24 protein-coding genes are annotated in these 23,656 nt (G+C 70.6%); 14 read left to right on the top strand and 10 right to left on the bottom strand.

Going from position 1 to position 23,656, the window contains the following annotated elements; translation table 11 throughout:
• The first annotated feature begins 57 nt into the window (after positions 1–57).
• The 8 genes from ACZ6I3_RS04210 to ACZ6I3_RS04245 all read left to right on the top strand — a co-directional run bounded on the left by ACZ6I3_RS04210 (position 58) and on the right by ACZ6I3_RS04245 (position 7,208).
• On the top strand, positions 58–480 hold the full coding sequence (locus ACZ6I3_RS04210; protein ID WP_469411491.1) for an HNH endonuclease: 423 nt from the start codon (positions 58–60) through the stop codon (positions 478–480).
• 16 nt (positions 481–496) lie between these two features.
• Positions 497–1,513, top strand: a complete 1,017-nt coding sequence (locus ACZ6I3_RS04215) for a 1-aminocyclopropane-1-carboxylate deaminase (RefSeq protein WP_469411493.1) — start codon at positions 497–499, stop codon at positions 1,511–1,513.
• 71 nt (positions 1,514–1,584) lie between these two features.
• Positions 1,585–1,989 carry a VOC family protein gene (locus ACZ6I3_RS04220; protein WP_469411495.1) on the top strand — a complete coding sequence of 135 codons (405 nt, stop codon included), beginning with the start codon at positions 1,585–1,587 and terminating at the stop codon, positions 1,987–1,989.
• A 57-nt stretch (positions 1,990–2,046) separates the two neighbouring features.
• Complete coding sequence (locus ACZ6I3_RS04225; RefSeq protein ID WP_469411497.1) at positions 2,047–3,084, top strand: LacI family DNA-binding transcriptional regulator; 1,038 nt, start codon at positions 2,047–2,049, stop codon at positions 3,082–3,084.
• A gap of 307 nt (positions 3,085–3,391) precedes the next feature.
• Entirely contained in the window at positions 3,392–4,684 is a 1,293-nt protein-coding gene (locus tag ACZ6I3_RS04230) for an ABC transporter substrate-binding protein (RefSeq protein WP_469411498.1), read from the top strand.
• Between the two features lies 1 nt (position 4,685).
• Entirely contained in the window at positions 4,686–5,705 is a 1,020-nt protein-coding gene (locus ACZ6I3_RS04235) for a carbohydrate ABC transporter permease (RefSeq protein WP_469411500.1), read from the top strand.
• Positions 5,695–6,567, top strand: coding sequence for a carbohydrate ABC transporter permease (locus ACZ6I3_RS04240; RefSeq protein ID WP_469411502.1), 873 nt, complete (start codon positions 5,695–5,697; stop codon positions 6,565–6,567). Before ACZ6I3_RS04235 ends, ACZ6I3_RS04240 begins: the two co-directional genes overlap by 11 nt.
• A 65-nt stretch (positions 6,568–6,632) precedes the next feature.
• Positions 6,633–7,208, top strand: coding sequence for a TetR/AcrR family transcriptional regulator (locus ACZ6I3_RS04245; protein WP_469411504.1), 576 nt, complete (start codon positions 6,633–6,635; stop codon positions 7,206–7,208).
• A gap of 116 nt (positions 7,209–7,324) precedes the next feature.
• Here ACZ6I3_RS04245 and ACZ6I3_RS04250 read toward each other — a convergent pair whose 3' ends face one another.
• From ACZ6I3_RS04250 to ACZ6I3_RS04285, 8 genes are all read right to left on the bottom strand, one after another.
• On the bottom strand, positions 7,325–8,518 hold the full coding sequence (locus tag ACZ6I3_RS04250) for a TerD family protein (RefSeq protein WP_469411689.1): 1,194 nt from the start codon (positions 8,516–8,518) through the stop codon (positions 7,325–7,327).
• A 64-nt stretch (positions 8,519–8,582) separates the two neighbouring features.
• Positions 8,583–8,804: a hypothetical protein gene (locus ACZ6I3_RS04255; protein WP_469411506.1), complete on the bottom strand. Its 222-nt coding sequence runs from the start codon at positions 8,802–8,804 to the stop codon at positions 8,583–8,585.
• Between the two features lie 236 nt (positions 8,805–9,040).
• Positions 9,041–10,030, bottom strand: a complete 990-nt coding sequence (locus ACZ6I3_RS04260) for a zinc-dependent alcohol dehydrogenase family protein (protein WP_469411507.1) — start codon at positions 10,028–10,030, stop codon at positions 9,041–9,043.
• Positions 10,027–10,851 (bottom strand): carbohydrate ABC transporter permease, encoded by an 825-nt coding sequence (locus tag ACZ6I3_RS04265; protein ID WP_469411509.1) that lies wholly within the window; start codon positions 10,849–10,851, stop codon positions 10,027–10,029. Before ACZ6I3_RS04265 ends, ACZ6I3_RS04260 begins: the two co-directional genes overlap by 4 nt.
• Complete coding sequence (locus ACZ6I3_RS04270) at positions 10,848–11,789, bottom strand: carbohydrate ABC transporter permease (RefSeq protein ID WP_469411510.1); 942 nt, start codon at positions 11,787–11,789, stop codon at positions 10,848–10,850. The genes ACZ6I3_RS04265 and ACZ6I3_RS04270 overlap by 4 nt, the downstream gene beginning before the upstream one ends.
• Complete coding sequence (locus ACZ6I3_RS04275) at positions 11,786–13,159, bottom strand: ABC transporter substrate-binding protein (RefSeq protein ID WP_469411512.1); 1,374 nt, start codon at positions 13,157–13,159, stop codon at positions 11,786–11,788. Before ACZ6I3_RS04275 ends, ACZ6I3_RS04270 begins: the two co-directional genes overlap by 4 nt.
• 92 nt (positions 13,160–13,251) lie before the next feature.
• Entirely contained in the window at positions 13,252–14,019 is a 768-nt protein-coding gene (locus ACZ6I3_RS04280) for a DeoR/GlpR family DNA-binding transcription regulator (RefSeq protein ID WP_469411514.1), read from the bottom strand.
• Positions 14,020–14,342: 323 nt separating this feature from the next.
• On the bottom strand, positions 14,343–15,152 hold the full coding sequence (locus ACZ6I3_RS04285; RefSeq protein ID WP_469411516.1) for an NAD-dependent epimerase/dehydratase family protein: 810 nt from the start codon (positions 15,150–15,152) through the stop codon (positions 14,343–14,345).
• A 223-nt stretch (positions 15,153–15,375) separates the two neighbouring features.
• Between ACZ6I3_RS04285 and ACZ6I3_RS04290 the strand changes: the two genes are divergently transcribed.
• Both ACZ6I3_RS04290 and ACZ6I3_RS04295 read left to right on the top strand, forming a co-directional pair.
• A complete protein-coding gene (locus tag ACZ6I3_RS04290) occupies positions 15,376–16,317 on the top strand; it encodes a 5-dehydro-4-deoxyglucarate dehydratase (protein ID WP_469411517.1) in 942 nt (313 codons plus the stop codon).
• On the top strand, positions 16,314–17,480 hold the full coding sequence (locus ACZ6I3_RS04295; protein WP_469411518.1) for a hypothetical protein: 1,167 nt from the start codon (positions 16,314–16,316) through the stop codon (positions 17,478–17,480). Before ACZ6I3_RS04290 ends, ACZ6I3_RS04295 begins: the two co-directional genes overlap by 4 nt.
• A gap of 132 nt (positions 17,481–17,612) precedes the next feature.
• On the opposite strand, the gene ACZ6I3_RS04300 is transcribed toward ACZ6I3_RS04295, so the two are convergent.
• Together ACZ6I3_RS04300 and ACZ6I3_RS04305 are read right to left on the bottom strand one after the other, a co-directional pair.
• Entirely contained in the window at positions 17,613–18,851 is a 1,239-nt protein-coding gene (locus ACZ6I3_RS04300; protein ID WP_469411520.1) for an MFS transporter, read from the bottom strand.
• A gap of 74 nt (positions 18,852–18,925) precedes the next feature.
• A complete protein-coding gene (locus tag ACZ6I3_RS04305; protein WP_469411522.1) occupies positions 18,926–19,381 on the bottom strand; it encodes an SRPBCC family protein in 456 nt (151 codons plus the stop codon).
• Positions 19,382–19,525: 144 nt separating this feature from the next.
• Between ACZ6I3_RS04305 and ACZ6I3_RS04310 the strand changes: the two genes are divergently transcribed.
• From ACZ6I3_RS04310 to araD, 4 genes are all read left to right on the top strand, one after another.
• Positions 19,526–20,128 (top strand): TIGR03086 family metal-binding protein, encoded by a 603-nt coding sequence (locus ACZ6I3_RS04310; RefSeq protein ID WP_469411523.1) that lies wholly within the window; start codon positions 19,526–19,528, stop codon positions 20,126–20,128.
• Between the two features lie 150 nt (positions 20,129–20,278).
• Entirely contained in the window at positions 20,279–20,938 is a 660-nt protein-coding gene (locus ACZ6I3_RS04315) for a GntR family transcriptional regulator (RefSeq protein WP_469411525.1), read from the top strand.
• On the top strand, positions 20,935–21,846 hold the full coding sequence (locus ACZ6I3_RS04320) for a dihydrodipicolinate synthase family protein (RefSeq protein WP_469411526.1): 912 nt from the start codon (positions 20,935–20,937) through the stop codon (positions 21,844–21,846). The genes ACZ6I3_RS04315 and ACZ6I3_RS04320 overlap by 4 nt, the downstream gene beginning before the upstream one ends.
• Positions 21,843–23,573 (top strand): L-arabinonate dehydratase, encoded by a 1,731-nt coding sequence (gene araD / locus ACZ6I3_RS04325; RefSeq protein ID WP_469411528.1) that lies wholly within the window; start codon positions 21,843–21,845, stop codon positions 23,571–23,573. The genes ACZ6I3_RS04320 and araD overlap by 4 nt, the downstream gene beginning before the upstream one ends.
• Positions 23,574–23,656: the final 83 nt, after the last annotated feature.

Genomic DNA, 23,656 nt, shown 5'->3' on the forward strand with positions numbered 1-23,656 from the left:
AAGGCGCGAGGATTGTGCAACACGCACTACAGGCGCTTACAGAGATACGGATCGCCGTTGGCCACGAAGTTCGAATGGACCCGGCGTGGCACGCTCTGCAGTTACGAGGGGTGTGAGCGCGAGCGATACGGCGGCGGTCGCGGGTACTGTGACCTGCACTACAAGCGTCTACGTCGTGGCAAGAACGGTCTTGACGGCCGTAAGGTTCGGGGAAGCCTTCAGAACGGCTATCGCATCTTCTGGGTGGATGGGAAGCGTGTTCCAGAACATCGGTTGATCATGGAGCAGATCTTGGGTAGGCCGCTGAGGCCGCGTGTGGAGAGCGTGCACCACAAGAACGGTATCCGTGACGACAATCAGCCGGAAAATCTGGAGCTGTGGACCACAATGCAGCCCAGCGGGCAACGGGCAAGTGACTTGCTGGCCTTCGCGCGGGAAGTCATCGAGCGTTACGGTGACTTGCCCGACGAGGCGCTATAGACAGGTGGTCCGATCCATGCCCCTTTCCTCGTACGAGCGTTACCCCCTGCTCTTCGGCCCCTCGCCCGTCCACCGTCTGGAGCGGCTGACCGAGCACCTCGGCGGCGCCTCCCTGTGGGCCAAGCGCGAGGACTGCAACTCCGGTGTCGCGTACGGCGGGAACAAGACCCGCAAGCTGGAGTACCTGGTCGCCGACGCGCTCGCCCAGGGCTGTGACACGCTCGTCTCGATCGGCGGGGTGCAGTCCAACCACACCCGCCAGGTCGCGGCCGTCGCCGCCCGGGCCGGACTCAAGTGCGTGCTCGTACAGGAGAGCTGGGTGGACTGGCCCGACGCCGTGTACGACAAGGTCGGCAACATCCTGATCAGCCGGCTCGCCGGGGCCGATGTGCGGCTGGTGAGGGCCGGGTTCGGGATCGGGTTCAAGGAGAGCTGGGAGCAGGCGCTCCGGGAGGTCGAGGAGGGCGGCGGGAAGCCGTACGCCATCCCGGCCGGTGCCTCCGATCATCCGCTCGGCGGCCTCGGCTTCGCCGCCTGGGCGCATGAAGTGGTGCTGCAGGAGCGGGAGCTGGGCGTCTTCTTCGACACCGTGGTCGTGTGCTCGGTGACCGGGTCGACGCAGGCCGGCATGGTCGCCGGGTTCGCCGCGCTGGAGGAGGCGGGCGGGCGGCCCCGGCGCGTGCTCGGCATCGACGCCTCGGCCGAGCCGGCCGCCACCCGTACGCAGATCGCCCGGATCGCCCACAACACCGGCAAGCTCATCGGCCTGGAGCGCGAGCTGACCGAGTCCGACGTCGAACTCGACGAGCGGTACCACGCGGGCGTCTACGGCGTCCCCGACGAGACCACCCTGGAGGCGATGCGGCTCGCCGCCCGGACGGAGGGCATGGTCACCGACCCCGTGTACGAGGGGAAGTCCATGGCCGGAATGATCGACCTGGTCTCCAACGGGGAGATCGGCCGCGACTCCACGGTCCTCTACGCCCACCTCGGCGGGCAGCCGGCGTTGAACGCGTACAGCGCGCTGTTCTGAGGGGCGCCTCGGGAATCAACCCGCCGGGGCCCGGGTTGTCTGCGGATACCCGAGATCACGGAGGAGCCCCCATGTCCGAGGAACCAGCCGTCCGAGAACTGCGCCTCGTCGTGACCGCCGACGACTACGACGCCGCGCTGCACTTCTACCGGGACGTGCTCGGTCTGGCCGAGAAGGGGGCCTTCGCCTCGGAGGGCGGGCGGGTCACGATTCTCGATGCCGGGCGGGCCACGCTGGAGCTGACCGATCCGAACCACGCGGCCTTCATCGACGACGTGGAGGTGGGGCGGCGGGTGGCGGGGCATGTCCGGGTCGCCTTCCAGGTGGACGACTCCGTCGCCGTCACGGCGAAGCTGGCCGCCGCCGGAGCCGAGGTCGTCGCCGAGCCGACGCGCACCCCCTGGAACTCTTTGAACTCCCGGCTGGAAGCCCCCGGCGCCCTCCAGCTGACCCTGTTCACCGAGCTCGACGACTGAGCGGCCCGCCCCGCTTCCCCTGCCGGGCCGGATCCGGCGCCGGATACAGTGCTCTGCGTGCGGACGGACAATCAGCGGGGGGAGCCGGGCACGGACCGGCCCGATGGTGCCCGGCGCCGGGCCACGATCCACGATGTCGCGCGGCTGGCCGGGGTGTCACGCCAGACGGTCTCCCGGGCGGTCAACGACAAGGGTGAGATCGACCCGGGCACCAAGGAACGGGTGCTGGAGGCGGCGCGGCTGCTGGACTACCGGCCCAGCCGGTTCGCGCGCGGGCTCGTCCAGAAGGGGGCGGTGACGGCGGGCCTGGTCATCCCTGACCTGCGGAACCCGTTCTTCCCCGAGGTGGCCGCCGGAGTGCTGGAGGCGGCCGAGCAGCGCGGCTGGCAGGTCGTCGTATGGGACTCCCGTATCGACGAGGCCAGGGAGCGGCAGGCGCTCGACGTGCTCTCGCACCAGGCGGACGCGGTCGTGGGCTACTTCAAGGATTCGGACGAGGTGCTCACCCGGCACCTCGGGGGCGTGCCCCTGGTACTGCTGGAGCGCGGTCCGCAGCAGACCCGGTTCGCGGCCGTCGGCATCGACGCCTCCGCCGGTGTCGAGCAGGGCATCGCCCACCTGGTCGCGGCCGGGCACCGCCGGATCGGCATGCTGGACGGCGAGCACGGGCCGGGTGCCCGTAGGCAGGCCTTCCTCGAACAGGTGCGGCGGCACGGTCTGCCCGTCGACGAGAGCTGGATCGTGCTGTGCCCCGAGCACAGCGTGGCGGGGGGCGAGGCCGGCATGGAGCGGCTGCTGGACGCGCGGCCGGAGATCACCGCGGTCTTCGGGTTCAACGACCTGATCGCGGTCGGGGCGATGCGCACCGCCCGCCGCCGTGGCCGCGGAGTGCCGGACGATCTGGCCGTGCTGGGCTTCGACGGCCTCTCCCTGGGCGAGCTGGTGGACCCCGCCCTGACCACCCTGCACATCGACAAGCGGCAGCTGGGACGGCTGGCCGTGGAGCAGGTGGCCAGGCTGTGCGCCGGCGAGGAGCCGTTGCGGGGCGCGGACGCGTGGGTGACGCCCGAACTGGTCGTGCGCGAGTCCGCCTGACGCCCGGGGCTGCCGGGCCCTGTCGGCAGATCACCCCGCCGTTCTCTTGACACCGGTTTTCGGGCGCCCCGATACTCAACGGCAACGCTCACGTGAACGTTCACGAACCCCCAGAAGTCCCCATCGCGACACCGTCGGCCCGACCACCACGCGCCCGCCGACATCGTTGTCTTCGCTTCCTCATCCCGGAAGCGCCCGAAGCATCCGAAGCGTCCCCCCCATCCCCGTGAGAACGGGCCCGCGGCAGCGCCTTCCCCCGGCCGCGGTACGCCCGGAAAGCGAGTGCGCGCCCATGGAACACCGCACGATGTCCCGCAGACGATTTCTGGGGGCCTCCCTCGGCGGCGCGGGAGCGGGCCTGCTCGGACTGACCGGATGCGGGGCCGAGGCGGGATCGGCCTCCACCGGCACGGACCACCTCAGCCTCTGGTACTGGAAGGGCTCGCTCAGCGACCAGCTGCTCGCCACCGCCCGGCGCGGTGTCCCCGGCGTGCCGGGGCTGAAGGTGAAGGGCTCCCAGATCCCGGACGGCGACATCGACTCCAAGGTGCGCACCAGCCTCGCCGCCCGCGCCTACGTTCCGGACCTGACGGTCGTCAACAACGACAACCTCGCCACGTTCTTCCCCGACGAGAACGAGTTCCTCGACCTGCGCACGCTCGGCGCGGAATCCGTCCGGGACCAGTACCTGGACTGGAAGTGGAAGGCCTGCTTCACCCCGACGGGCCGGATGATCGGCTTCCCGCTGGACGCCGGCCCCACCGCGCTCTACTACCGCCGGGACCTCTTCGAGAAGGCCGGACTGCCCCACGAGCCGGCGGATGTCGCCGAAGGGGTGCCCACCTGGGAGAAGTTCATCGCCGCCGGACGGACCCTGCGGGCGAAGGGACCCGGCAAGCCCTACCTCGTGAGCAACATCGGCAACGTCTTCCAGCAGGTCCTGCTCCAGAGCCCCCGGCAGTTCGTGGACGCCGACAACCGCTTCATCGGCGATCAGGAGCACATCCGCCGCGCCTGGGATCTCTCCGTGGAGATCCTCCGGCAGAAGCTCAGCGCCCGGATCACCGACGGCACGCCCGACTTCAACGCGGCCATGAGCGGGGGCCGCGTCGCCACCATGACCACGGCCGTGTGGGCCATCTACGGCCTGAAGGACACCGCCCCCAAGACCTCCGGATCCTGGCGGCTGACCACCCTGCCCGACGGCCCCTGCAACTACGGCGGCTCCTACGTCACCCTGACCCGCTACTGCCGGGAACCGGAAGCGGCCTTCGCCTTCCTGAAGTGGCTGCTCAGCCCCGCGAACCAGCTCAAGAGCTACCAGGAGATGGCCCTGTTCCCCACCACTCCGGCCTCCTACGCCGACCCCGCGATGCACAAGCCCGACTCCTTCTTCGGCGGTCAGCAGCCCATCGACGTCTTCGGCCCGGCCGCCCAGAAGGCCCCGGTCGTCTACTTCAGCCCCTACGAGGAGACCGCCAACACCCCGTTCTTCCAGGAGCTGACCAATGTGGAGATGCTCGGCAAGAACCCCGACCGGGCGTGGCGGGACGCCGTGAACACGGCCGAGACCACGCTGTCCCGGGTGGGGGTGAGCTGACATGGCCACGGTTCTCGACCCGGCCGGTGCGCCGGTGGCCGACGAGGGGCCACCTGCCCGTCGTGCCAAGTCCACCACCCCGGGCGGACGTAGGCGTCACGTCCCGCCCCTGCTCGCCATCTCCCCGTTCTACGTGCTGTTCGCCGTCTTCGGCGCCTTCCCGATCGTCTTCTCCGTCTATCTTTCCTTCCAGGACTGGGACGGCATCGGAGACATGCGCTTCGTCGGGTTCCAGCAGTACGGCTGGCTGCTTCAGGACCCGGTGTTCTGGCACTCGGTGCTCAACACCTTCGAGATCTGGTTCCTGTCGACGGTGCCGATGCTGTTCCTGGCCCTCGTGCTGGCGTTCCTGCTGCACTCGCAGGTCCGCTTCAGCGGCGTCTACCGGGTGGCGTACTTCATCCCCAACGTGACCTCGATGGTCGCCATGACCGTCGTCTTCGGCTCGGTCTTCGCCCAGGCGGGCCTCGCCAACGCGGTGCTGCGGGCGATCGGCGTGGACGGGATCGGCTGGCTGTCCTCGGAGTGGGGCATCAAGTCGTCCGTCTCCCTCATGATCATCTGGCGGTGGGTCGGCTACAACGCGCTGATCTTCCTGGCAGGCCTCCAGGCCATCCCCACCGAGCACTTCGAGGCCGCCCGCGTCGACGGCGCGAACAGCCGGCAGACCCTCTTCCGCGTCGTGCTGCCGCAACTGCGGCCCGTGGTGCTCTTCGCCGCCGTCACCTCCACCATCAACGGCCTGCAGATCTTCACCGAGTCCCAGGTGCTCTTCCAGTCGACCGACGTCGGAACCACGGGCGGTCCGGGCCAGGAAGGGATGACCATCGTGCTCTATCTGTGGCAGAAGGCCTTCAAGGAGCACCAGTTCGGCTACGGCGCCGCGATGGGCTGGGTCCTCTTCGCGATCATCGCGATCTTCACCGTCATCAACTGGCGGCTGGTCTCCGGCTCGGACGACGACCGCCGCCCCGGCATCGCCGGTCTGCTGCGCCGCAAGGGGGCCCGCAATGGCCGCTGACGACAGGACGACCTCAAGCGCGCACCTGGCCATCGGCTCCGGCAGCAGGCTCAGCCGTATCGGCGTCCGGGCGACGCTGCTGTTCGGTGTGCTGGTCTCGCTGTTCCCCTTCTACTGGCTGGTGGTGCTGGCCTCCGGCACCACGCAGGACATCTACCGCTACCCGCCCAAGCTGCTGCCGGGACCGCATCTGCTGGACAACATGGGGCGGGTGCTCGAGACCGTCGACTTCTTCGGCTCGCTGTTCAACACCGTCGTCGTCGCCGTGCTCGGGACCGTGCTGGTGCTGTTCTTCGACTCGCTGGCCGCTTTCGCCTTCGCCAAGTACGAGTTCCCCGCGAAGAAGTTCCTCTTCGGCATGCTGCTGGTGACGTACATGATCCCCGCGCAGCTCTCCCTGGTGCCGCAGTTCGTCACCATGGCCGAGTTCGGCTGGGCGGGCTCGCTGAAGGCGCTGATCATCCCCAGCGCGGCGAACGCGTTCGGCATCTTCTGGATGCGCCAGTACGCCCAGAACTCACTGCCGGACGAACTCCTGGACGCCGGGCGGATCGACGGCGCCGGCTTCTTCCGCCTCTACTGGACGGTCGCCCTGCCGCTGTTCCGCCCGGCCCTGGCCTTCCTCGGCATCTTCACGTTCATCGGCCTGTGGAACGACTACATCTGGCCCCTGGTCGTCATGATCGACCCGGACAGGGTCACCCTCCAGGTCGCCCTGGCGAACCTCAACGTCCTCTACAACACCGACTACTCCCTGGTGATGGCGGGCGCGTTGATGAGCGTCATCCCGTTGATTCTTGTGTTCCTGATCGGGGCGCGGCACTTCCTGCGGGACCTGGCGGCGGGTGCCATGAAGTCGTGAGGCGGGTGGGCCGGATCTCGCCTCGATAGGATGCGGGGAATGTCCCCGTTCTGCAGGGAGTGACTGTGGCGCAGGTCCGGCCCATGCGCGCGGACGCCCGGCGCAACTACGAGCGGTTGCTGAAGGCGGCCGGGGAGGCGTTCGCCGAGCACGGTGAGAGCGCGTCGCTCGACGACATCGCGAAGCGGGCCGGGGTGGGTTCCGGCACGCTGTACCGGCACTTCCCGACCCGGCACGCGCTGCTGGAGGCGGTGTATCTCGACCGGATCGAGGCGATCGCGGCGCGGGCGGACGAGCTGGCGGCCGGGCTGGCGCCGGGCGAGGCGCTGGTGGAGTGGCTGTACGAGCTCGGTGCCGGGCTGATCGAGGTGCGTGGACTCAAGGCCCTGCTGGGTCCTGCCGTCACGGACACGGGGTCCCCGGTGGGGACGGCCTGCGGGGACTCGGTGAAGGGTGCGGCGGGGCGGCTGGTGCGTGCGGCGCGGGAGGTGGGTGCGCTGCGGGGGGATGTCGAGCCGATCGATGTTCTGCGGCTGGTTCATGGGGTCGCTGCGGCGGCGGAGCTGGCGGATGCGGAGTGTGGGTATGTGCGGCGGTATTTGATGCTGTTGGTGGAGGGGTTGCGGCCGAGGGGCGACTGAGGGCGTTGGCCGTCGGCCCGTGCGCCGTGGGGGTGCGGGAGTTTTGCGGGTGCGGGGGGTGTGTGGCTCGTCGCGCAGTTCCCCGCGCCCCTGAGGGGGCGCGGGGAAGAGGGCGTTTACAGGGCCTGGGCTGCCGGCTTGACCATGCCTCTGACCGTGCGGGACTTCACGAAGTCGCCCATCGCGGTCATGTCCCACTCGCCGGAGAACTGGCGGATCAGCTTGGCCATCATGACGCCGGTCTGCGGTTCGGCGCTGGTGAGGTCGAAGCGGACCAGTTCCTCGCCCGTCGTGCCGTCCAGGAGGCGGCAGTAGGCCTTGGCGACCTCCGTGAACTTCTGGCCGGAGAAGGAGTTGACCGTGAAGACCAGGCCGGTGACCTCCTGCGGCAGCCGGCCGAGGTCGACCATGATCACCTCGTCGTCGCCGCCGCCCTCGCCCGTGAGGTTGTCGCCGGAGTGCTTGATCGCGCCGCCCACGATCTGGAGCTTGCCGAAGTAGCAGCTGTCGATGTGGTTGCGCTGCGGCCCGTAGGCGATGACCGAGGCGTCGAGGTCGATGTCCTTGCCGCGGTACGCCGGCTCCCAGCCGAGGCCCATCTTGACCGAGGAGAGCAGGGGGCGGCCGCCCTTGACGAGGGAGACGGTCTGGTTCTTCTGGAGGCTGACGCGGCCCTTGTCGAGGTTGATCTTCCCGGTGCCGGGCGCCGGCGGGGGAGGCGTGGCGGGGGCCGGGGGTGCCGCGGGCGCGGTGACGGGCGGGGCCACCGGCGGCTGCATGGGGGCCGGGGGCGGGGTCACCGGCTGGGCGGCGGCCGGTTCCTCCACCGTCACACCGAAGTCCGTGGCGATGCCCGCGAGGCCGTTGGAGTAGCCCTGGCCTACCGCGCGGGCCTTCCACTGGCCGTTGCGCAGGTAGATCTCCACGATCACCAGGGCCGTCTCGCTGCCGAGCTGCGGCGGTGTGAACGAGGCCAGGACGGAGCTGTCGTCCGCGTTGCGGATCGTGGCGGTCGGCTCCACGCCCTGGAAGGTCTGGCCCGCGGCATCCGGGCTGGCGGTGACGATGATCTTCTCGATGCCGGGGGGTACGGCCGCCGTGTCGACCGTGATCGCGTCGGGCGCGGTGCCGCCACCGGAGCGGTACGTCACGCCCGGGCCCGACGGCTGGTTGTAGAAGATGAAGTCGTCGTCGGAGCGCACCTTGCCGTCGGCGGTGAGCAGCAGGCCCGATACGTCGAGCCGCACCGGGGCGGCGACGTCCACCGTCACGCGGGCGGCGGACAGGGGGATGTTCGAGCCGGGGGTCATAGCTGTCATGCCGGGTGAACGAGCGAGGCGGTTTTGCCGTTCCCTTACCTTGCCGCCAATCGGGTCAGCGGCGATTGCGGGGATGGTCGCGCGCGGTGCGTTCGTTGCCCCGTTTGTAGTTGCCGGTCCAGCGGGCCATGACGAGCTGGGGGTCGGAGCTCTCGACCTCGGCCAGGAACTGCGCGGCCCGGGGGCCGTTCAGGGTGGTGGCGGGGCGGCCGTGGTGGGTGATGCGGACGGTTCCGCCGGTGTGCTGCTCGTAGCTGAATCCGTGGGGTCTTGGCATGCCGCGAGGGTACGGGGCGGGGGTCGGACGCCCCAGCGAATTTCACGGGCGGCCATTGATAGCCGTTCCGCTATCAATCCGTCGAGGATCGGCATCAGACGGATGTTCCCTTCGGCGGTGCGGCTGCACAAGACTGGCGCGGAAGGATCTTGCACGACCGGCGGTGACTCGGGGGACGCGTGGGGTGCGGCCGGAGAGGGTCGCATCCCACGCGCCGTTTGACCGGTCAGGCCTTCCTACGGCACTACCACGATCTTCCGGCCCACGCCGGCCGCGAACTGCTCCAGCGCCTGCGGGTACCGCTCCAGCGGGATGCGGTCGCTGATGAAGATCTCCGGGTCCAGCACCCCGTTCCCGAACAGCTCCGCCGCCCGCTCGAAGCTGTGCAGCACCGCCATCGAGCCCGTGATGGTGATCTCCTGGTTGTAGATGCGGTACGGGTCGATCGTCACGCGGGTCGCGTAGTCGGCCACGCCGAACTGCAGGAACGTGCCCGCCTTCGCCACCCGGTCCAGGCCGTCCTGGATCGCCGCCGCGTTGCCCGTGGCGTCGACGACCAGGTCCCAGCCCTGCGGACGGTCGAGTTCGTCGGGGTTCGCGGCCGACGCCGAGACACCGAGGCGGCGGGCCGTCTCCAGACGGGCCGGGTTCACGTCGACGACGTCCACGCTCGCCGCGCCCGTGCGCTTGGCCAGTTCCAGCATCATCAGGCCCATCGTCCCGGAGCCGTAGATCAGGACGTGCGCGCCGAGGCGGGACCGGAGCACGTCGTAGCCGCGGACCGCGCAGGACAGCGGCTCCACGAGGGCCGCGTCCTCCGTGCGGACGTGTTCCGGGAGCTTCACGCAGTTCGCCACCGGGGCCACCGCGAACTGCGCGGCGCCGCCCGCCGTCGTCACGCCGATCGCCGCCCAGCGTTCGCAGAGGTTGTTGTGGCCCGTACGGCAGTAGCGGCACTCGTAGCAGTAGAGCGAGGGGTCGACCGCGACCCGGTCGCCCACCGACACCTCGGTGACCCGGTTGCCGACCCCGACGACCTCACCGGCGAACTCGTGCCCGGGCACGATCGGCAGCTTCGGGGCGAACTCCCCCTGGAGGATGTGGAGATCGGTGCCGCAGAGGCCGCAGGCGGCCACCTCCACGACGACCTCGCGCGGCCCTGGCGTCGGGTCCGGGACCTCGGCGACGACGGCCTTGCCCACGGACTCGATGACGGCGGCCTTCATTTCACGGCTCCCAACGACAGGCCCTGGACCAGCTTGTCCTGGGCGGCGAACCCCGCGGCGAGCACCGGCAGGGAGATGACGAGCGACGCGGCGCACACCTTCGCCAGGAACAGGCCCTGGCTGGTGATGAAGCCGGTCAGGAAGACGGGGGCGGTCTCGGCGACCACGCCGGTCAGCACCCGTGCGAAGAGCAGCTCGTTCCAGCTGAAGATGAAGCAGATCAACGCCGTCGCGGCGATACCGGGGAGGGAGATCGGGGCGACCACGCGCGCGAGGACGGTAGGCAGTCTGGCGCCGTCGACTTTCGCCGCCTCGATCACCGCTACCGGGATCTCGGCGAGGAAGGACTGCATCATCCACACCGCGATCGGCAGGTTCATGGACGTGTAGAGGATGACCAGCAGCCAGATGTTGTCGAGCATCCCGGCGTTCTTCGCGAACAGGTAGATCGGCAGCAGGCCCGCGACCACCGGCAGCATCTTCGTGGAGAGGAAGAAGAACAGGACGTCCGTCCACTTGCGGACGCGGTTGATCGACAGCGCGTACGCCGCCGGGAAGGCCAGCAGCAGGACCAGCAGGGTCGAGGCCAGTGACGCGACCGCCGAGTTGATCAGCGCCGGCCAGGGGCTCGCGCCGCCGCCGGCGCCGAAGAACTCGCGGTAGCCGTCCAGGGTGAGGGAGGCCGCGAAGGAGGGCGGGTTGGTCGCCGCGTCGGCCTCCGAGTGCAGGGACGTCAGGGCCATCCAGGCGATGGGCAGGAAGAACACGATCCCGGCCAGCCAGGCCATGAGGCCCATGCTGTTGCGGCGTACGACGTTCATGCGCGGGACACCTCCTCGCGGAACAGGGACGACACCACGCGCAGGGCGAAGGTCGCGATGATGATCGAACCGATGACGACCAGGACGCCCGCGGCCGAGGCGAGGCCGTTCTCGTGGGCCTGGTAGAAGCTCTGGTAGACGGTGTAGGGGAGGTTGGCGGTGCCGAGGCCCCCGGACGTGATCGTGAAGACCGCGTCGAAGTTCTGGACGATGTAGATCGAGCCCAGCAGGGCGCCCAGTTCGAGGTAGCGGCGCAGGTGGGGGAGTGTCAGGTGGACGAAGATCTGCCAGTCGCTCGCGCCGTCGACCCGGGCCGCCTCGACCTGCTCGTGGTCGCGGCTCTGCAGGCCGGCGAGCAGGATCAGCATCATGAACGGCGTCCACTGCCAGACGAGGGAGGCCTCGACCGCGAGCAGCGGGGTGCGGGAGATCCAGTCGGGCTGTGGGCCGCCCACATAGTGCAACAACCCATTGAGCAGGCCGTATTCAGGGTTGTAGAGCACATGCTTCCAGAGCAGGGCCGCTGCCACCGGGACCACCAGGAACGGTGCGATCAGCAGGGTGCGGACGATGCCACGGCCGCGGAACCTCCGGTCCAGCAGCAGGGCGAGGACGAGTCCCAGCACCAGGCTGGCCAGGACCACCGCCACCGTCAGCAGCACGGTCGTCCACACCGAGTGGCGCAGGTCCGCGTCGGTGAGGACCTCCTGGTAGTTGTCGAGGCCCGTGAAGTGCCGGGCGTCGGGATAGAGGGCGTTCCAGTCGAAGAAGGAGATCACCAGCGTGGCCACGAAGGGCAGCTGGGTGACGACGACCATGAAGATCAGGGCGGGGAGCAGCGGGGCCCGGGTGGCCCAGGCGCGCAGCCGGGCGGAGGGCCGGCGGACCGGGGTGCGGAGCTCGGGGGAGGCCACGGGGGCCGTTGTCGTGGCGGTCATCGTCCCTCGTACTCCTCGGAGATCTTCTCGGCGAGCTGCTGGGACTTCCTCAGGGCCGACTCGACGGACTGGCGTCCGGCGATGGCCGCGCTGATCTCCTGGGAGACCTTGGTGCCGAGGTCGGTGAACTCGGGGATGCCGACGAACTGGATGCCGGGCGCGGGCCGCGGCTGCACGCCGGGATCGTCGGGCCGGGCTCCCTCGATGGCCTCCTTGGTCATCTCCTGGAAGGCGGCGGCCTCCTTGCGGTAGTCGGCGTTGGCGTACGTCGACGCTCGCTTGCCGGCCGGGACGTTCGACCAGCCGGACGTGTCGCCGACCAGTTCCTCGTAGCCCTTGCCGGACGCCCAGGAGACGAACTTCCAGGCGTTGTCGGGGTTGCGGGAGGACTTCTGGATGCCCCAGGCCCAGGTGTAGAGCCAGCCGGACGACTTCGTCTTCTCGACGGGGGCGGGGGCGTAGCCGATCTTGCCCTTGACGGGGGAGTTCGCCGCCTCCAGGGATCCGGCCGCGGAGGTGGCGTCGTACCACATGGAGACCTTGCCCTGGGTGATGTTGTTCAGGCACTCGGCGAAGCCGGACTGGGCGGCGCCGGACTCGCCGTGCTCGCGCACCAGGTCGACATAGAACTTCGTCGCCTTCTCGAAGGCGGGTGAGTCGAGCCGCGCCTTCCAGCCCTTGTCGAACCAGGTGCCGCCGAAGGTGTTGACGACCGTCGTCAGGGGCGCCATCACCTCGCCCCAGCCGGGCAGGCCGCGCAGGCAGATGCCCTTCATGCCCGCTTCGGCGCCGTCTGCCTTCGCCGCGAGGTCCGCCACCTGCTGCCAGGTGGGGTGCGCGGGCATCGTCAGGCCTTGCTTCTCGAACACGTCCTTGCGGTACATCAGGAACGACGACTCGCCGTAGAAGGGCTGGCCGTAGAGCTTGCCGTCCTCCGCGGTGAGGGACTGGCGCATCGGCTTCAGGACGTCCCGCTCGTCGTAGGCCGGGTCCTCGGCGACGTAGCCGTTCATCTCGTGCAGCCAGCCGTTGCGGGCGTAGATCGGTATCTCGTAGTTGGACAGGGTGGCGACGTCGTACTGGCCGGCCTGGTTGGCGAAGTCCTGGCTGATCTTGTCGCGGACGTCGTTCTCCGGCAGGACCGTGAAGTTGACCTTGATGCCCGTCTCCTTGGTGAAGTGGGCGCGGGTCAGCTTCTGCAACTCGACCATCTGGGGGTTGTTGACCATGAGGACGTTGATGGCGTCGCCGCCGGATCCGGCCCCGCCCGCGCCGACCCAGCAGCCGGAGAGCAGCGGGGCGAGCAGCGTCCCTGCGGCGGCCGCGGCGAGCGTGGCTCGCGGTGGCCGTCGTCGGCTCTGGGTTCGCATGGATCGCTCCTGGATGTATGGGGATATAAAGGGCAGTTCAGGGCATGGCTGCGCCCGATGGGGGATGTCGGTGCGGGACGTCGGTGTGGGGGTCAGACCCGGATGACCTGGGGTCCGAGCAGTGAGTAGCGGTGGGCTTCGGCCGTCGGCAGCAGTGTGCTCGTCACGATCGTCTCCAGCGCGCCGACCTCGGCGAACCGGCAGAAGCTGACCGCCCCGAACTTGGTGTGCACGCCGGCGAAGACCGTGCGGCGGGCGGCCCGGATCGCCTGGGTCTTGACCTCGCTGACGGCCGGGTCGGGGGTGGTGAGGCCGTGTTCGCGGGAGATGCCGTTGGCGCCGATGAACGCCAGGTCGACGACGAAGCCGGCCAGCATCTTCGTCGTCCAGTGGTCGACGGTGGCGAGGGTGCCGGAGCGGACCCGGCCGCCGAGCAGCAGGACGGAGACGGTGTCGGTCTCGGCGAGTGCGCCCGCGACCGGCAGGGACGCGGTGACCACGGTCAGCGGCCGGTCCCTGGGGAGTGCCTCGGCGATGAGCTGCGGGGTGAAGCCCTCGTCGACGAAGACGGTCTCGGCGTCCCCGAGCAGCTCGGCCGCGGCGGCCGCGATCCGGCGCTTCTCGGGGACGTGACTGGTGGCGCGGAAGGCGAGCGTCGTCTCGAAGCCGGCGCTCTCCACGGGGTAGGCGCCGCCATGGGTGCGGCGGAGCAGGCCGTGGTCCTCCAGGACGCGCAGATCCCGGCGTACGGTCTCCTTGGCCACGCCCAGCTCGCCGGCGAGCGCGGTGACGTCGACCGAGCCGTCGCGGCGTGCGACGAGCACGATCTCGCGCTGACGTTCTTCCGCGGTTCTGTTCATGGCCGTCACCCGCCTCCTGCTGTGCTGCCCGTTCGGGCCCTCGGTCGGGCCTTGGGGAAGTTCTACAGGGGGTCGGGTGTGGTGACCAGGTCTGATGCGGGCTCGATGCTGCCCGTGTGTGCCCGTTCGGGCGAGGCGGGCCTATGAGCCCAGGCGGTGCGGTGGTGTGGCGGCCGCGGGTTCGTCGTGGCTGGTCGCGCAGTTCCCCGCGCCCCTGGGCGTGGCGCTTGCGCGCCTACGGCCAGGGGCGCAGCGGGTGCCCGGATATGCCGACGGGCGGGCCCGTTCTCTGCCCGCCCGTCGCCCGAGGTGATGTCTTCAGGTCAGTACGGCCAGATCGGCGGGTCTGTCACGAACTGGCCGCCCAGGTAGGCGTGCGCCTCGTTGCCGTCCCGCAGCTCGCCCTGCTCGGCGATCAGTTTCCCGGCGAACGGCTCGGAGTCGTCCTGGGGGTCGTAGCCGAGCGCCCGTGCCGTGGTGAGGTCCCACCAGAGCCGGGTGTTGGCGGAGGAGCCGTAGACGATGGTGTGGCCGACGTTCTCGGCGGTCAGGCTCGCGTGGAGGAGGCGGGCGCCGTCGGCCGGGCTCATCCACACCGACAGCATGCGCACGCTGGTGGGCTCGGCGAAGCAGGAGCCGATGCGCACCGAGACCGTCTCGATCCCGTGCTTGTCCCAGTAGAACTGCGCGAGATCCTCGCCGAAGGACTTGGACAGGCCGTAGAAGGTGTCCGGGCGGTGCGGGGTGTCGACGGGGATCAGCGGGTCGTCGCCCTGGGGGCGCGGGGTGTAGCCGACGGCGTGGTTGGAGGAGGCGAAGACGATCCGGCCGACGCCCTCCTCGCGGGCGGCCTCGTACAGGTGGTAGGTGCCCTCGATGTTCGCCTTGAGGATCTTCTCGAAGGGGGCTTCCAGGGAGATGCCCGCGAGGTGGATGATCGCGTCGACGCCCCGGACCGCCTCGCGCACGGCCTCCTTGTCGCCGAGGTCGGCGACGATCGCGTTCGGCGCGTCCTCGATCGGGCGCAGGTCGAGCAGGCGCAGCTCGTAGCCGTAGGCCGGGAGCAGGTCCCGCATCAGGGTGCCGAGGCCGCCGGCGGCGCCGGTGAGCAGAACGGTGCGGGGAGCGGGCATCCTCGGGTCTCCTTGAATGGGCCGCCGTGTACATGGGTGCACGGCATTCATATGCGTGGACACGCTATGGAGCCGGGGTGGAGCCCGTCAAGTATGTCGTGGGAGCAGCGAATCCGCTGGTGCGTCGCGGGTTCGCGCGCTTGACCGGCACCGAGGGGGCGCCTTAGCGTGGAGGTGTTCAGAAATATAGACGCCAATCATGAATATGGAACCGGGAGAGCTCGTGACGTCAGCCCCGCTCGCCGCTCGGCTCACCATCCCCAGCGGACCGCTGTTCTTCCCGGTCACCGCGTACCGCCCCGACGGCTCCGTGGACCTCGACGCCTACCGCACGCATGTACGTCGCGGGGTCGAGGCCGGAGCCGCCGCCGTGTTCGCCTGCTGCGGCACCGGCGAGTTCCACGCGCTCACCCCCGAGGAGTTCGAGCGGTGCGTCCGGGCGGCCGTCGAGGCGACCGAGGGGCGCGTGCCGGTCGTCGCGGGCGCCGGGTACGGCACCGCGCTCGCCGTGCGCTACGCCCGCCTCGCCGAGGCCGCCGGGGCGGACGGGCTGCTCGCCATGCCGCCCTACCTCGTCGTCGCCGGGCAGGAGGGGCTGTTGCGGCACTACCGGGAAGTGGCCGCCGCGACCGCCCTGCCCGTCGTCGTCTACCAGCGCGACAACGCTGTCTTCACGCCGGAGACCGTCGTCGAACTGGCCCGCACGGACGGGATCATCGGCCTCAAGGACGGGCTCGGCGACCTCGACCTCATGCAGCGCGTCATCAGCGCGGTGCGCGTGGAGGTCCCGGGCGACTTCCTGTACTTCAACGGTCTGCCGACCGCCGAGCAGACCCAGCTCGCCTACCGCGCCCTCGGCGTCACGCTCTACTCCTCCGCCGTGTTCTGCTTCGCGCCCGAGCTGGCCCTCGCCTTCCACCGGGCCCTCGGGAACGGCGACGAGCGGACCGTGCAGAAGCTGCTGGACGGCTTCTTCCGCCCGTTCGTCGAACTGCGCGACCAGGGCCGCGGCTACGCCGTCGCCCTGGTCAAGGCCGGTGTACGGCTGCGCGGCCTCGACGTGGGCGAGGTACGGCCCCCGCTGCACGAGCCGACCGAGGATCATGTCAAGCAGCTCGCCGAACTGATCGAACGCGGCTACGCGCTGCTGGAGGAGGCCCGATGAAGGCGTCGGCATTCGTCTACCCCTGGGACGTCAACGGGGATCCGGAGGCGCCCGCGCGGATCGCCGCGCTCGGCGTGGAGCAGGTGACGCTCGCCGCCGCCTACCACTCCACGCGCGCCCTCACGCCCCGCCATCCGCGCCACCGCATCGTCACCGCCGAGCACGCCTCCGTGCTCTACCCGGCGGACGACCGCTGGGAGGGGCGGGAGCTGCGCCCCTACGCGGCCGGTGCCTGGGCCCTCGGGGACGCCTTCGGTGAGGCCGCGGTCGCTCTCGCGGACGCCGGCCTGGAGGTGCACACCTGGGTCGTCCTCGCCCACAACTCCCGCCTCGGCGCCGAGCACCCGGACACCTCGGTCGTCAACGCCTACGGTGACCGCTACCCCTGGGCGCCGTGCATCGCCCAGCACGCCACGCGCGCGTACCTGACCGACCTGGCGGCGGAGGCGGCCGTACGGCCCGGGGCGCGGGGCACCGAGCTGGAATCCCTCGGCTGGTACGGCCTGGAGCATCTGCACGCCCACGACAAGACCGGCGGCATCGGCCTCGGGGACGCCGGGCAGTACCTGATGGCGCTGTGCTTCTGCCCGTCCTGCCGGGAGGGCTACGGCCGGCACGGCCTCGACGCCGACGAGCTGGCCGCCGCCGTGCGGACCGCGCTGGAGCCGGTCTGGCAGGGGGTGACGCCCTCCGACGGGGGCTGGCCGGGCATCGAGAAGCTCCTCGGCGAGACGCTCGCGAACACCACGCGCGCGTACCGCGACGAGACCGCCCGCACGCTGCAGGAACAGGCGGTCTCGGCGGTCCGGGCCGCCGCCCCCGACGGCTTCCAGGTGCTGCTGCACGCGGACCCGGTATCCTACCACGTCGGCGCCAACCCCGGCGTCGACCCGGCGCACATCCTCTCCGTCGCGGACGGCGTGGTCGTGCCCTGCGCGGGCGGCCCCGGCACTCTGACGCCGTTCGCGCGCCAGGGCAAGGAGGGCGCCGTCATCGCCGCGAACTTCCCCGTCGTCTCGGGCATGGGCGGCAGCCCCGACACCCTCGCCGGCGACGCGGCAGAGGCCCACCGGCTCGGCGCCACGGAACTGCGGCTCTATCACGCCGGGTTGGCGTCGGACGCCGACCTGGAGGCGGTTCGCTCCGTCCTCGCGGGCCGCTGACGCGTCGGGGCCGCCGCGGTGGCTCGGTGCCATCGAACAGCGGTTTTGTCAGGCGGGGTTGGCGGTCGCCAGGGGAGCTGTGCCCAAGGCCGCCCGCCTCCGGTGGCTGGGCGCCCTCGAGCTGTGGTTCTGTCACGCCAAGTCGGCGTCCGACGGTGGCCTCGGCACGGTCCGTTCCGCCCGTGCGGGGTGTGGGAGCAGCGGGGCGGCCGTCGTCAGCAGGGCCGCGCCCAGGGCCACCAGGACGAGCCGGTGGTCGGTCAGCTCGACCAGGGCCGCCCCGGCGGCCAGGCCGATCACGTTCGGGGTGTACACCAGCGTGTTGGCCGTGGCGGTGGCACGGCCCAGCAGCGGGCCGGGGGTCTCGCGTTGCACCGAGGTCAGGGTGGCGATCAGTACCGCGGGCAGGCCCGCGCCGATCGCCGCGCTGCACAGCAGCACCAGTGGGCCGGACGGCACCGCGCGCAGGGCCACCGCGACGGACAGCAGGGCGATGCCGTACACCGCGAAGCGCCGCTCGCCCAGTCGGCGCAGGGCCGTGCCGGAGAGCAGGCCGATCGCCACCGACCCGGCGCCCTGGACGGCGTACAGCAGACCGGCGTACGCGGGGGAGTGCCCGAGGCCGTCGACGACGGCGTAGATCATCGCCCCGTTCACCCCGGCGCACAGCATGGTCCCGCCGCCCGCCAGGACCAGGGGGCGCAGCACGGGGTGGGACCAGAGGTGGCGGGCGCCCTCGACGGTCCGCTTCCGCCGGCTTCCGGTCGGTGGCGCGGGCTTCTGCTCCCGGACCCGCAGCAGCGCGTACAGCCCCGTGGCCAGCACGAACGTCACCGCGTCCAGAAGGGCGATGCTCGCACCGCCGTAGGCCGCGTACAGGCCCGCGCCCGCCAGCGGGGCCAGGAGTTTCATGCCCTCGGTGGCCGTCATGCGCAGCCCGTTGAAGTCGCCGAGCAGGGACGGGTCGACGGCGTCGGCCACGAGCGCCGCCTCGGCCGCGTCATGGACGACGCCCGCCGCGCCGTACACGAACAGCACCGCGTACAGCAGCCACAGGTCGCCCGGGGCGTCGACGCTCACGAGGGTGAGCAGCAGGGCGCTCAGGAGCAGGTTCACGCCGATCAGCAGCGGCTTGCGGCGGCCCCGGTCGGCGAGGGTGCCCAGCAGCGGTCCGGCCAGGGTCGGCAGCCACATGGCGAGCACGCACAGCGCGGCCAGGCCGTCCGAGCCGGTGAGGTCCTTGACCCAGACGCCGGACACCAGCCACAGGGCCGAGGTGCCGAAGCCGGAGACCACCACGGAGGAGAGGTAGATCCCCGCGTCGCGGTCGCGCAGGACGCGCAGGAGAGGCCAGGTCGTCTTCGTCGTCATGCCTGGTCATCGTGCGGCTAAGGACCGTGCGGAGGGATCGGGAGGGTGCCTTAATTCCAGCGTGGGGGCAGCGATCAGTCCCATTGTGAGGCGAGCATTTCCCCGAGCTTGCCGAGGCCCTGGATCCAGCCTTCCTCGTGGAGGGCCCGCCGCCGCTCCGTGGCGAAGTCGCCCTGGTCGAGGGTGAGGTGGGACTGTCTGACGTCGGTGTCGTACAGCGACAGCGTCACCACCGTCTCCCGGTCCTCGGGGTCGGGATCCTCCCAGCGGAAGGTGTACGACAGGCCTACCGGGGGATCGACGTCGATGTATTCGCCCACCAGGTGGAACAGCTCGCCTTCCGGGGGCCGCATCGCGATCCGGTAGGCGCCACCGGGGCGCAGGTCGATCTCCACACTCGGGGTGCTGAACCCGTCGGGGCCCCACCAGCGGGCCACTTCCGTGGGGTCGGTCAGCTCTCGGAACACGCGCACGGGCTCATCGGCCAGCTCGCACTCCAGATGCAGTCTCAGCTCGACGTCCTGTGTCATCACGCACCACCTGCCACCGAAGGTGCCTGGAATAACCCCTATATACATTTTAGGCTGGACGGCCATGGGCCACGATTCCGTGGCGATGAGTTCCGTCGCCGGAGTCGGTCCACCTCCCAGGAACGGAACCAGGAGGAGCAGCCGATGACCGACACGACCCAGACCCCGACCCTCGACCTCGGACCGCAGGCCGCTGTCGTGGCGCGCCTGGCCGAGGGCGTCACCGACGAGCAGCTGGCGGCCCCGACGCCCTGCCCGAAGTACGCGGTGCGCGATGTGCTGGCCCATCTGGCCGGGCTCGCCGTCGCCTTCCGCGACGCCGGCCGCAAGGACCTGGGCGTCACGACCGACACCGACCCGGGCTCCGCCCTGCCCGAGCTCGGCCGGGGCTGGCGCGAGGAGCTGCCCGAGGTGCTCGGCGAACTGGCCGAGGCCTGGCGCGCCCCGGCCGCGTGGACCGGCATGACCCGCGCCGGAGGCGTGGACCTGCCCGGCGAGATCGCGGGCCTCGTCGCCACCGACGAGCTGGTGATCCACGGCTGGGACCTGGCCCGCGCGACCGGCCAGTCCTACGCCCCCGACCCGGCCGCCCTCCAGGTCTGCCACGGCTTCCTCGCGGCCGCCGCCGACGAGCCGGACCGCCCCGAGATCTTCGGCCCCGTCGTACGTGTCGAGGCGGACGCGGCGCTGCTGGACCGGGCGGTGGGGCTGAGCGGGCGGGAGCCGGGGTGGACGCCCCGACCGTAGAAAGCGATTTCCCCTTCCTTTGTCGAAAGCATTGACGAACCACACGCGCCCTCCTACCGTCATCGCGTCGTACTTCGTACGTCATATATGAGACGCGATACGCGAGATCCCATACGCGATCCGTCGAGACGCGAGATCCGAGAGGCGCGCATGACCTCTGTGCCCACGCCGATCCCCTCCCGCACGCAGTTCGTGCTGGAGGGGATCAAACACCGCATCCTCACCGGGCAGTTGACGCCGGGGCAGGCGCTGGTCGAGACCGAGCTCGCCGCACAGTTCGGGGTGTCGAAGACCCCGGTGCGCGAGGCCCTGAAGACCCTCGCCGGGACCGGGCTGGTCGTGATGAGCCAGTACAAGGGCGTCACCGTGCGTCTGGTGGACGCGGACATGGCGCGCGAGGTCTACGACGTACGGCTTCTGCTGGAACCCGAGGCGCTGAAGCGCGCCGTACAGCGCGGAGCCTCCCTGGACGCCGCCCGCGAGGCGCTGACCAGGGCCGACGCGGCCATCGACACCGCCGAACGCTCCCTCGCCAACCGGGAGTTCCACCGCTCCCTGTACCTGCCGTGCGGCAACCCGCTGCTCGGCCGGATGCTCGACGAGGTCCGCGACCAGGCCGCCCTGGTCTCCGCCGTCGCCTGGGCCGCCTCGCCCTCCTGGGAGCGGGAGGCCGGCGAGCACCGCGAGATCCTCCGGCTCGCCCTCGACGGCGACGCCGACGGCGCGGCCCGTGCCCTCCACTCCCACATCGCGTCCTTCGTACGGCGCGCTTTCCCCGAGGCAGGACTGGAACAGGAAGGTCAGCAATGAGCAGCGTGGCGTTCGAGACCCAGCGGGCGGCCCTGGCCGACGTGGTGGCGATCCCGGTGACCCCGTTCGCCGAGGACGGCTCCGTCGCCGAGGACACCTACCGGGCCCTGCTGCGCCGTCTGCTCGACGGCGGCATCACGACCCTCACCCCGAACGGCAACACCGGCGAGTTCTACGCCCTGACCCCCGAAGAGCGCCGCCTGGTCACCGAGCTGACCATGGACGAGGCAGGGGACCGGGCCGTCGTCCTGGTCGGGGTCGGACACGACGTGCCGACCGCCATCGCCTCCGCCCGGCACGCCCGTGAACTCGGCGCCCAGATGGTGATGGTCCACCAGCCCGTCCACCCCTACGTCTCCCAGGGCGGCTGGGTCGACTACCACCGTGCCGTCGCCGAGGCCGTGCCCGAGCTGGGCGTCGTTCCGTACGTCCGCAACCCGCAGCTCACCGGTGCCCGGCTCGCCGAACTCGCCGACGCCTGCCCGAACGTCATCGGGGTGAAGTACGCCGTCCCGGACGCAGCCAGGTTCGCCGCCTTCGCCCGTGACGCCGGTCTTGAGCGGTTCGTCTGGGTGGCGGGCCTCGCCGAGCCCTACGCCCCCTCCTACTTCTCCGCGGGCGCCACCGGCTTCACCTCGGGGCTCGTCAACGTCGCCCCCGCCGTCTCCCTGAACATGATCGAGGCGCTGCGCTCCGGCGACTACCCGGCCGCCATGAAGGTCTGGGAGCAGATCCGCCGCTTCGAGGAACTGCGCGCCGACAGCGGCTCCGCCAACAACGTCACCGTCGTCAAGGAGGCCCTCGCCTCCCTCGGACTGTGCCGCCGCGAGGTCCGGCCGCCGAGCAAGCCGCTGCCGGAGAGCGAGCGCGCCGAGGTCGCCGCCATCGCCGCGGGGTGGTCGATATGACCGGCAGGCTGCGTCCCGAGGACCTCAGGAGCCACCAGTGGTACGGCGCCGAGGGCCAGCTGCGCACCTGGTCGCACAACGCCCGGATGCGCCAGCTCGGTTACGAGGCGGAGGAGTACCGGGGCCGCCCGGTGATCGCCGTCCTGAACACCTGGTCCGACATCAATCCCTGCCATGTCCATCTGCGCGAGCGCGCCGAGGCGGTCAAGCGGGGGGTGTGGCAGGCCGGCGGCTTCCCGCTGGAGTTCCCGGTCGCCACGCTGTCGGAGACGTACCAGAAGCCGACCCCGATGCTCTATCGCAACCTGCTCGCGATGGAGACGGAGGAGTTGCTGCGGTCGTACCCGATCGACGCGGCGGTGCTGCTCGGCGGCTGCGACAAGTCGACGCCCGCGCTGCTCATGGGCGCGGCCTCGGCCGACGTACCGGCGATCTTCGTGCCGGCGGGGCCGATGCTGCCGGGCCACTGGCGCGGTGAGACCCTTGGGTCCGGCACCGACATGTGGAAGTACTGGGACGAGCACCGCGCGGGCAACCTGACCGACTGCGAACTGAGGGATCTGCAGGGCGGGTTGGCGCGATCACCCGGGCACTGCATGACCATGGGGACCGCGTCGACGATGACCGCGGCGGCGGAAGCCCTCGGTATGACGCTGCCGGGCGCCTCCTCGATCCCGGCCGTCGACTCCGGGCACGAGCGGATGGCCGCCGCCTCCGGGCGCCGTGCCGTGGAGCTCGCCTGGACCGCGCTCAAGCCGTCCCGGATCCTCACCCGCGAGGCCTTCGAGGACGCCGTCACCACGGTGCTCGGGCTCGGCGGCTCAACCAACGCCGTCATCCACCTGATCGCGATGGCGGGGCGCTGCCAGATCGAGCTCACCCTCGACGACTTCGACCGCGTCGCCCGCACCGTGCCGGTGCTCGCCAACGTCCGGCCCGGCGGACAGACGTATCTCATGGAGGACTTCTACTTCGCCGGTGGTCTGCCCGCCTTCCTCTCGCGGATCACCGACCTGCTGCACCTGGACCGGCCCACCGTCAACGGAACCCTGGGAGAGCAGATCGGGGACGCCGTCGTTCACGACGACGACGTCATCCGCACTCGGGACAACCCGGTCGCGGGGGAGGGCGGCGTCGCCGTGCTGCGCGGCAACCTCTGCCCGGACGGTGCCGTCATCAAGCACATCTCCGCCGAACGGCACCTGCTCAAGCACACCGGTCCCGCCGTCGTCTTCGACGACTACAAGACCATGCAGCGCACCATCAACGACCCGTCGCTCGCCATCACCCCCGAGCACGTGCTCGTGCTGCGGGGCGCCGGCCCCAAGGGCGGCCCGGGCATGCCCGAGTACGGGATGCTGCCGCTGCCCGACTACCTGCTCAAGCAGGGCGTCCGGGACATGGTCCGGATCTCCGACGCCCGGATGAGCGGCACGAGTTACGGCGCATGCGTGCTGCACGTGGCACCGGAGTCGTACATCGGCGGGCCGCTCGCCCTCGTCCGCACCGGCGACTCCATCACCCTCGACGTAGAGGCGCGCACCCTCCACCTCCACGTGGACGACGAGGAGCTGGAGCGGCGCAGGGCGGACTGGACGCCGCCGCCCACCCGGTACGAGCGCGGCTACGGCGCGCTCTACAACGAGCAGATCACGCAGGCCGACACCGGCTGCGACTTCGAGTTCCTGGCTCGCTCAGGCAAGGTGCAGGACCCGTACGCGGGCTGAACGCACGGCACGACCAGGCATCACGGCACCACCCGCGCCCCCTCGGCGCGCCCACGCACCTCAGCACGACCCGGCACCACCCT

The sequence above is a fragment of the Streptomyces sp. NPDC041940 genome (assembly GCF_055589465.1).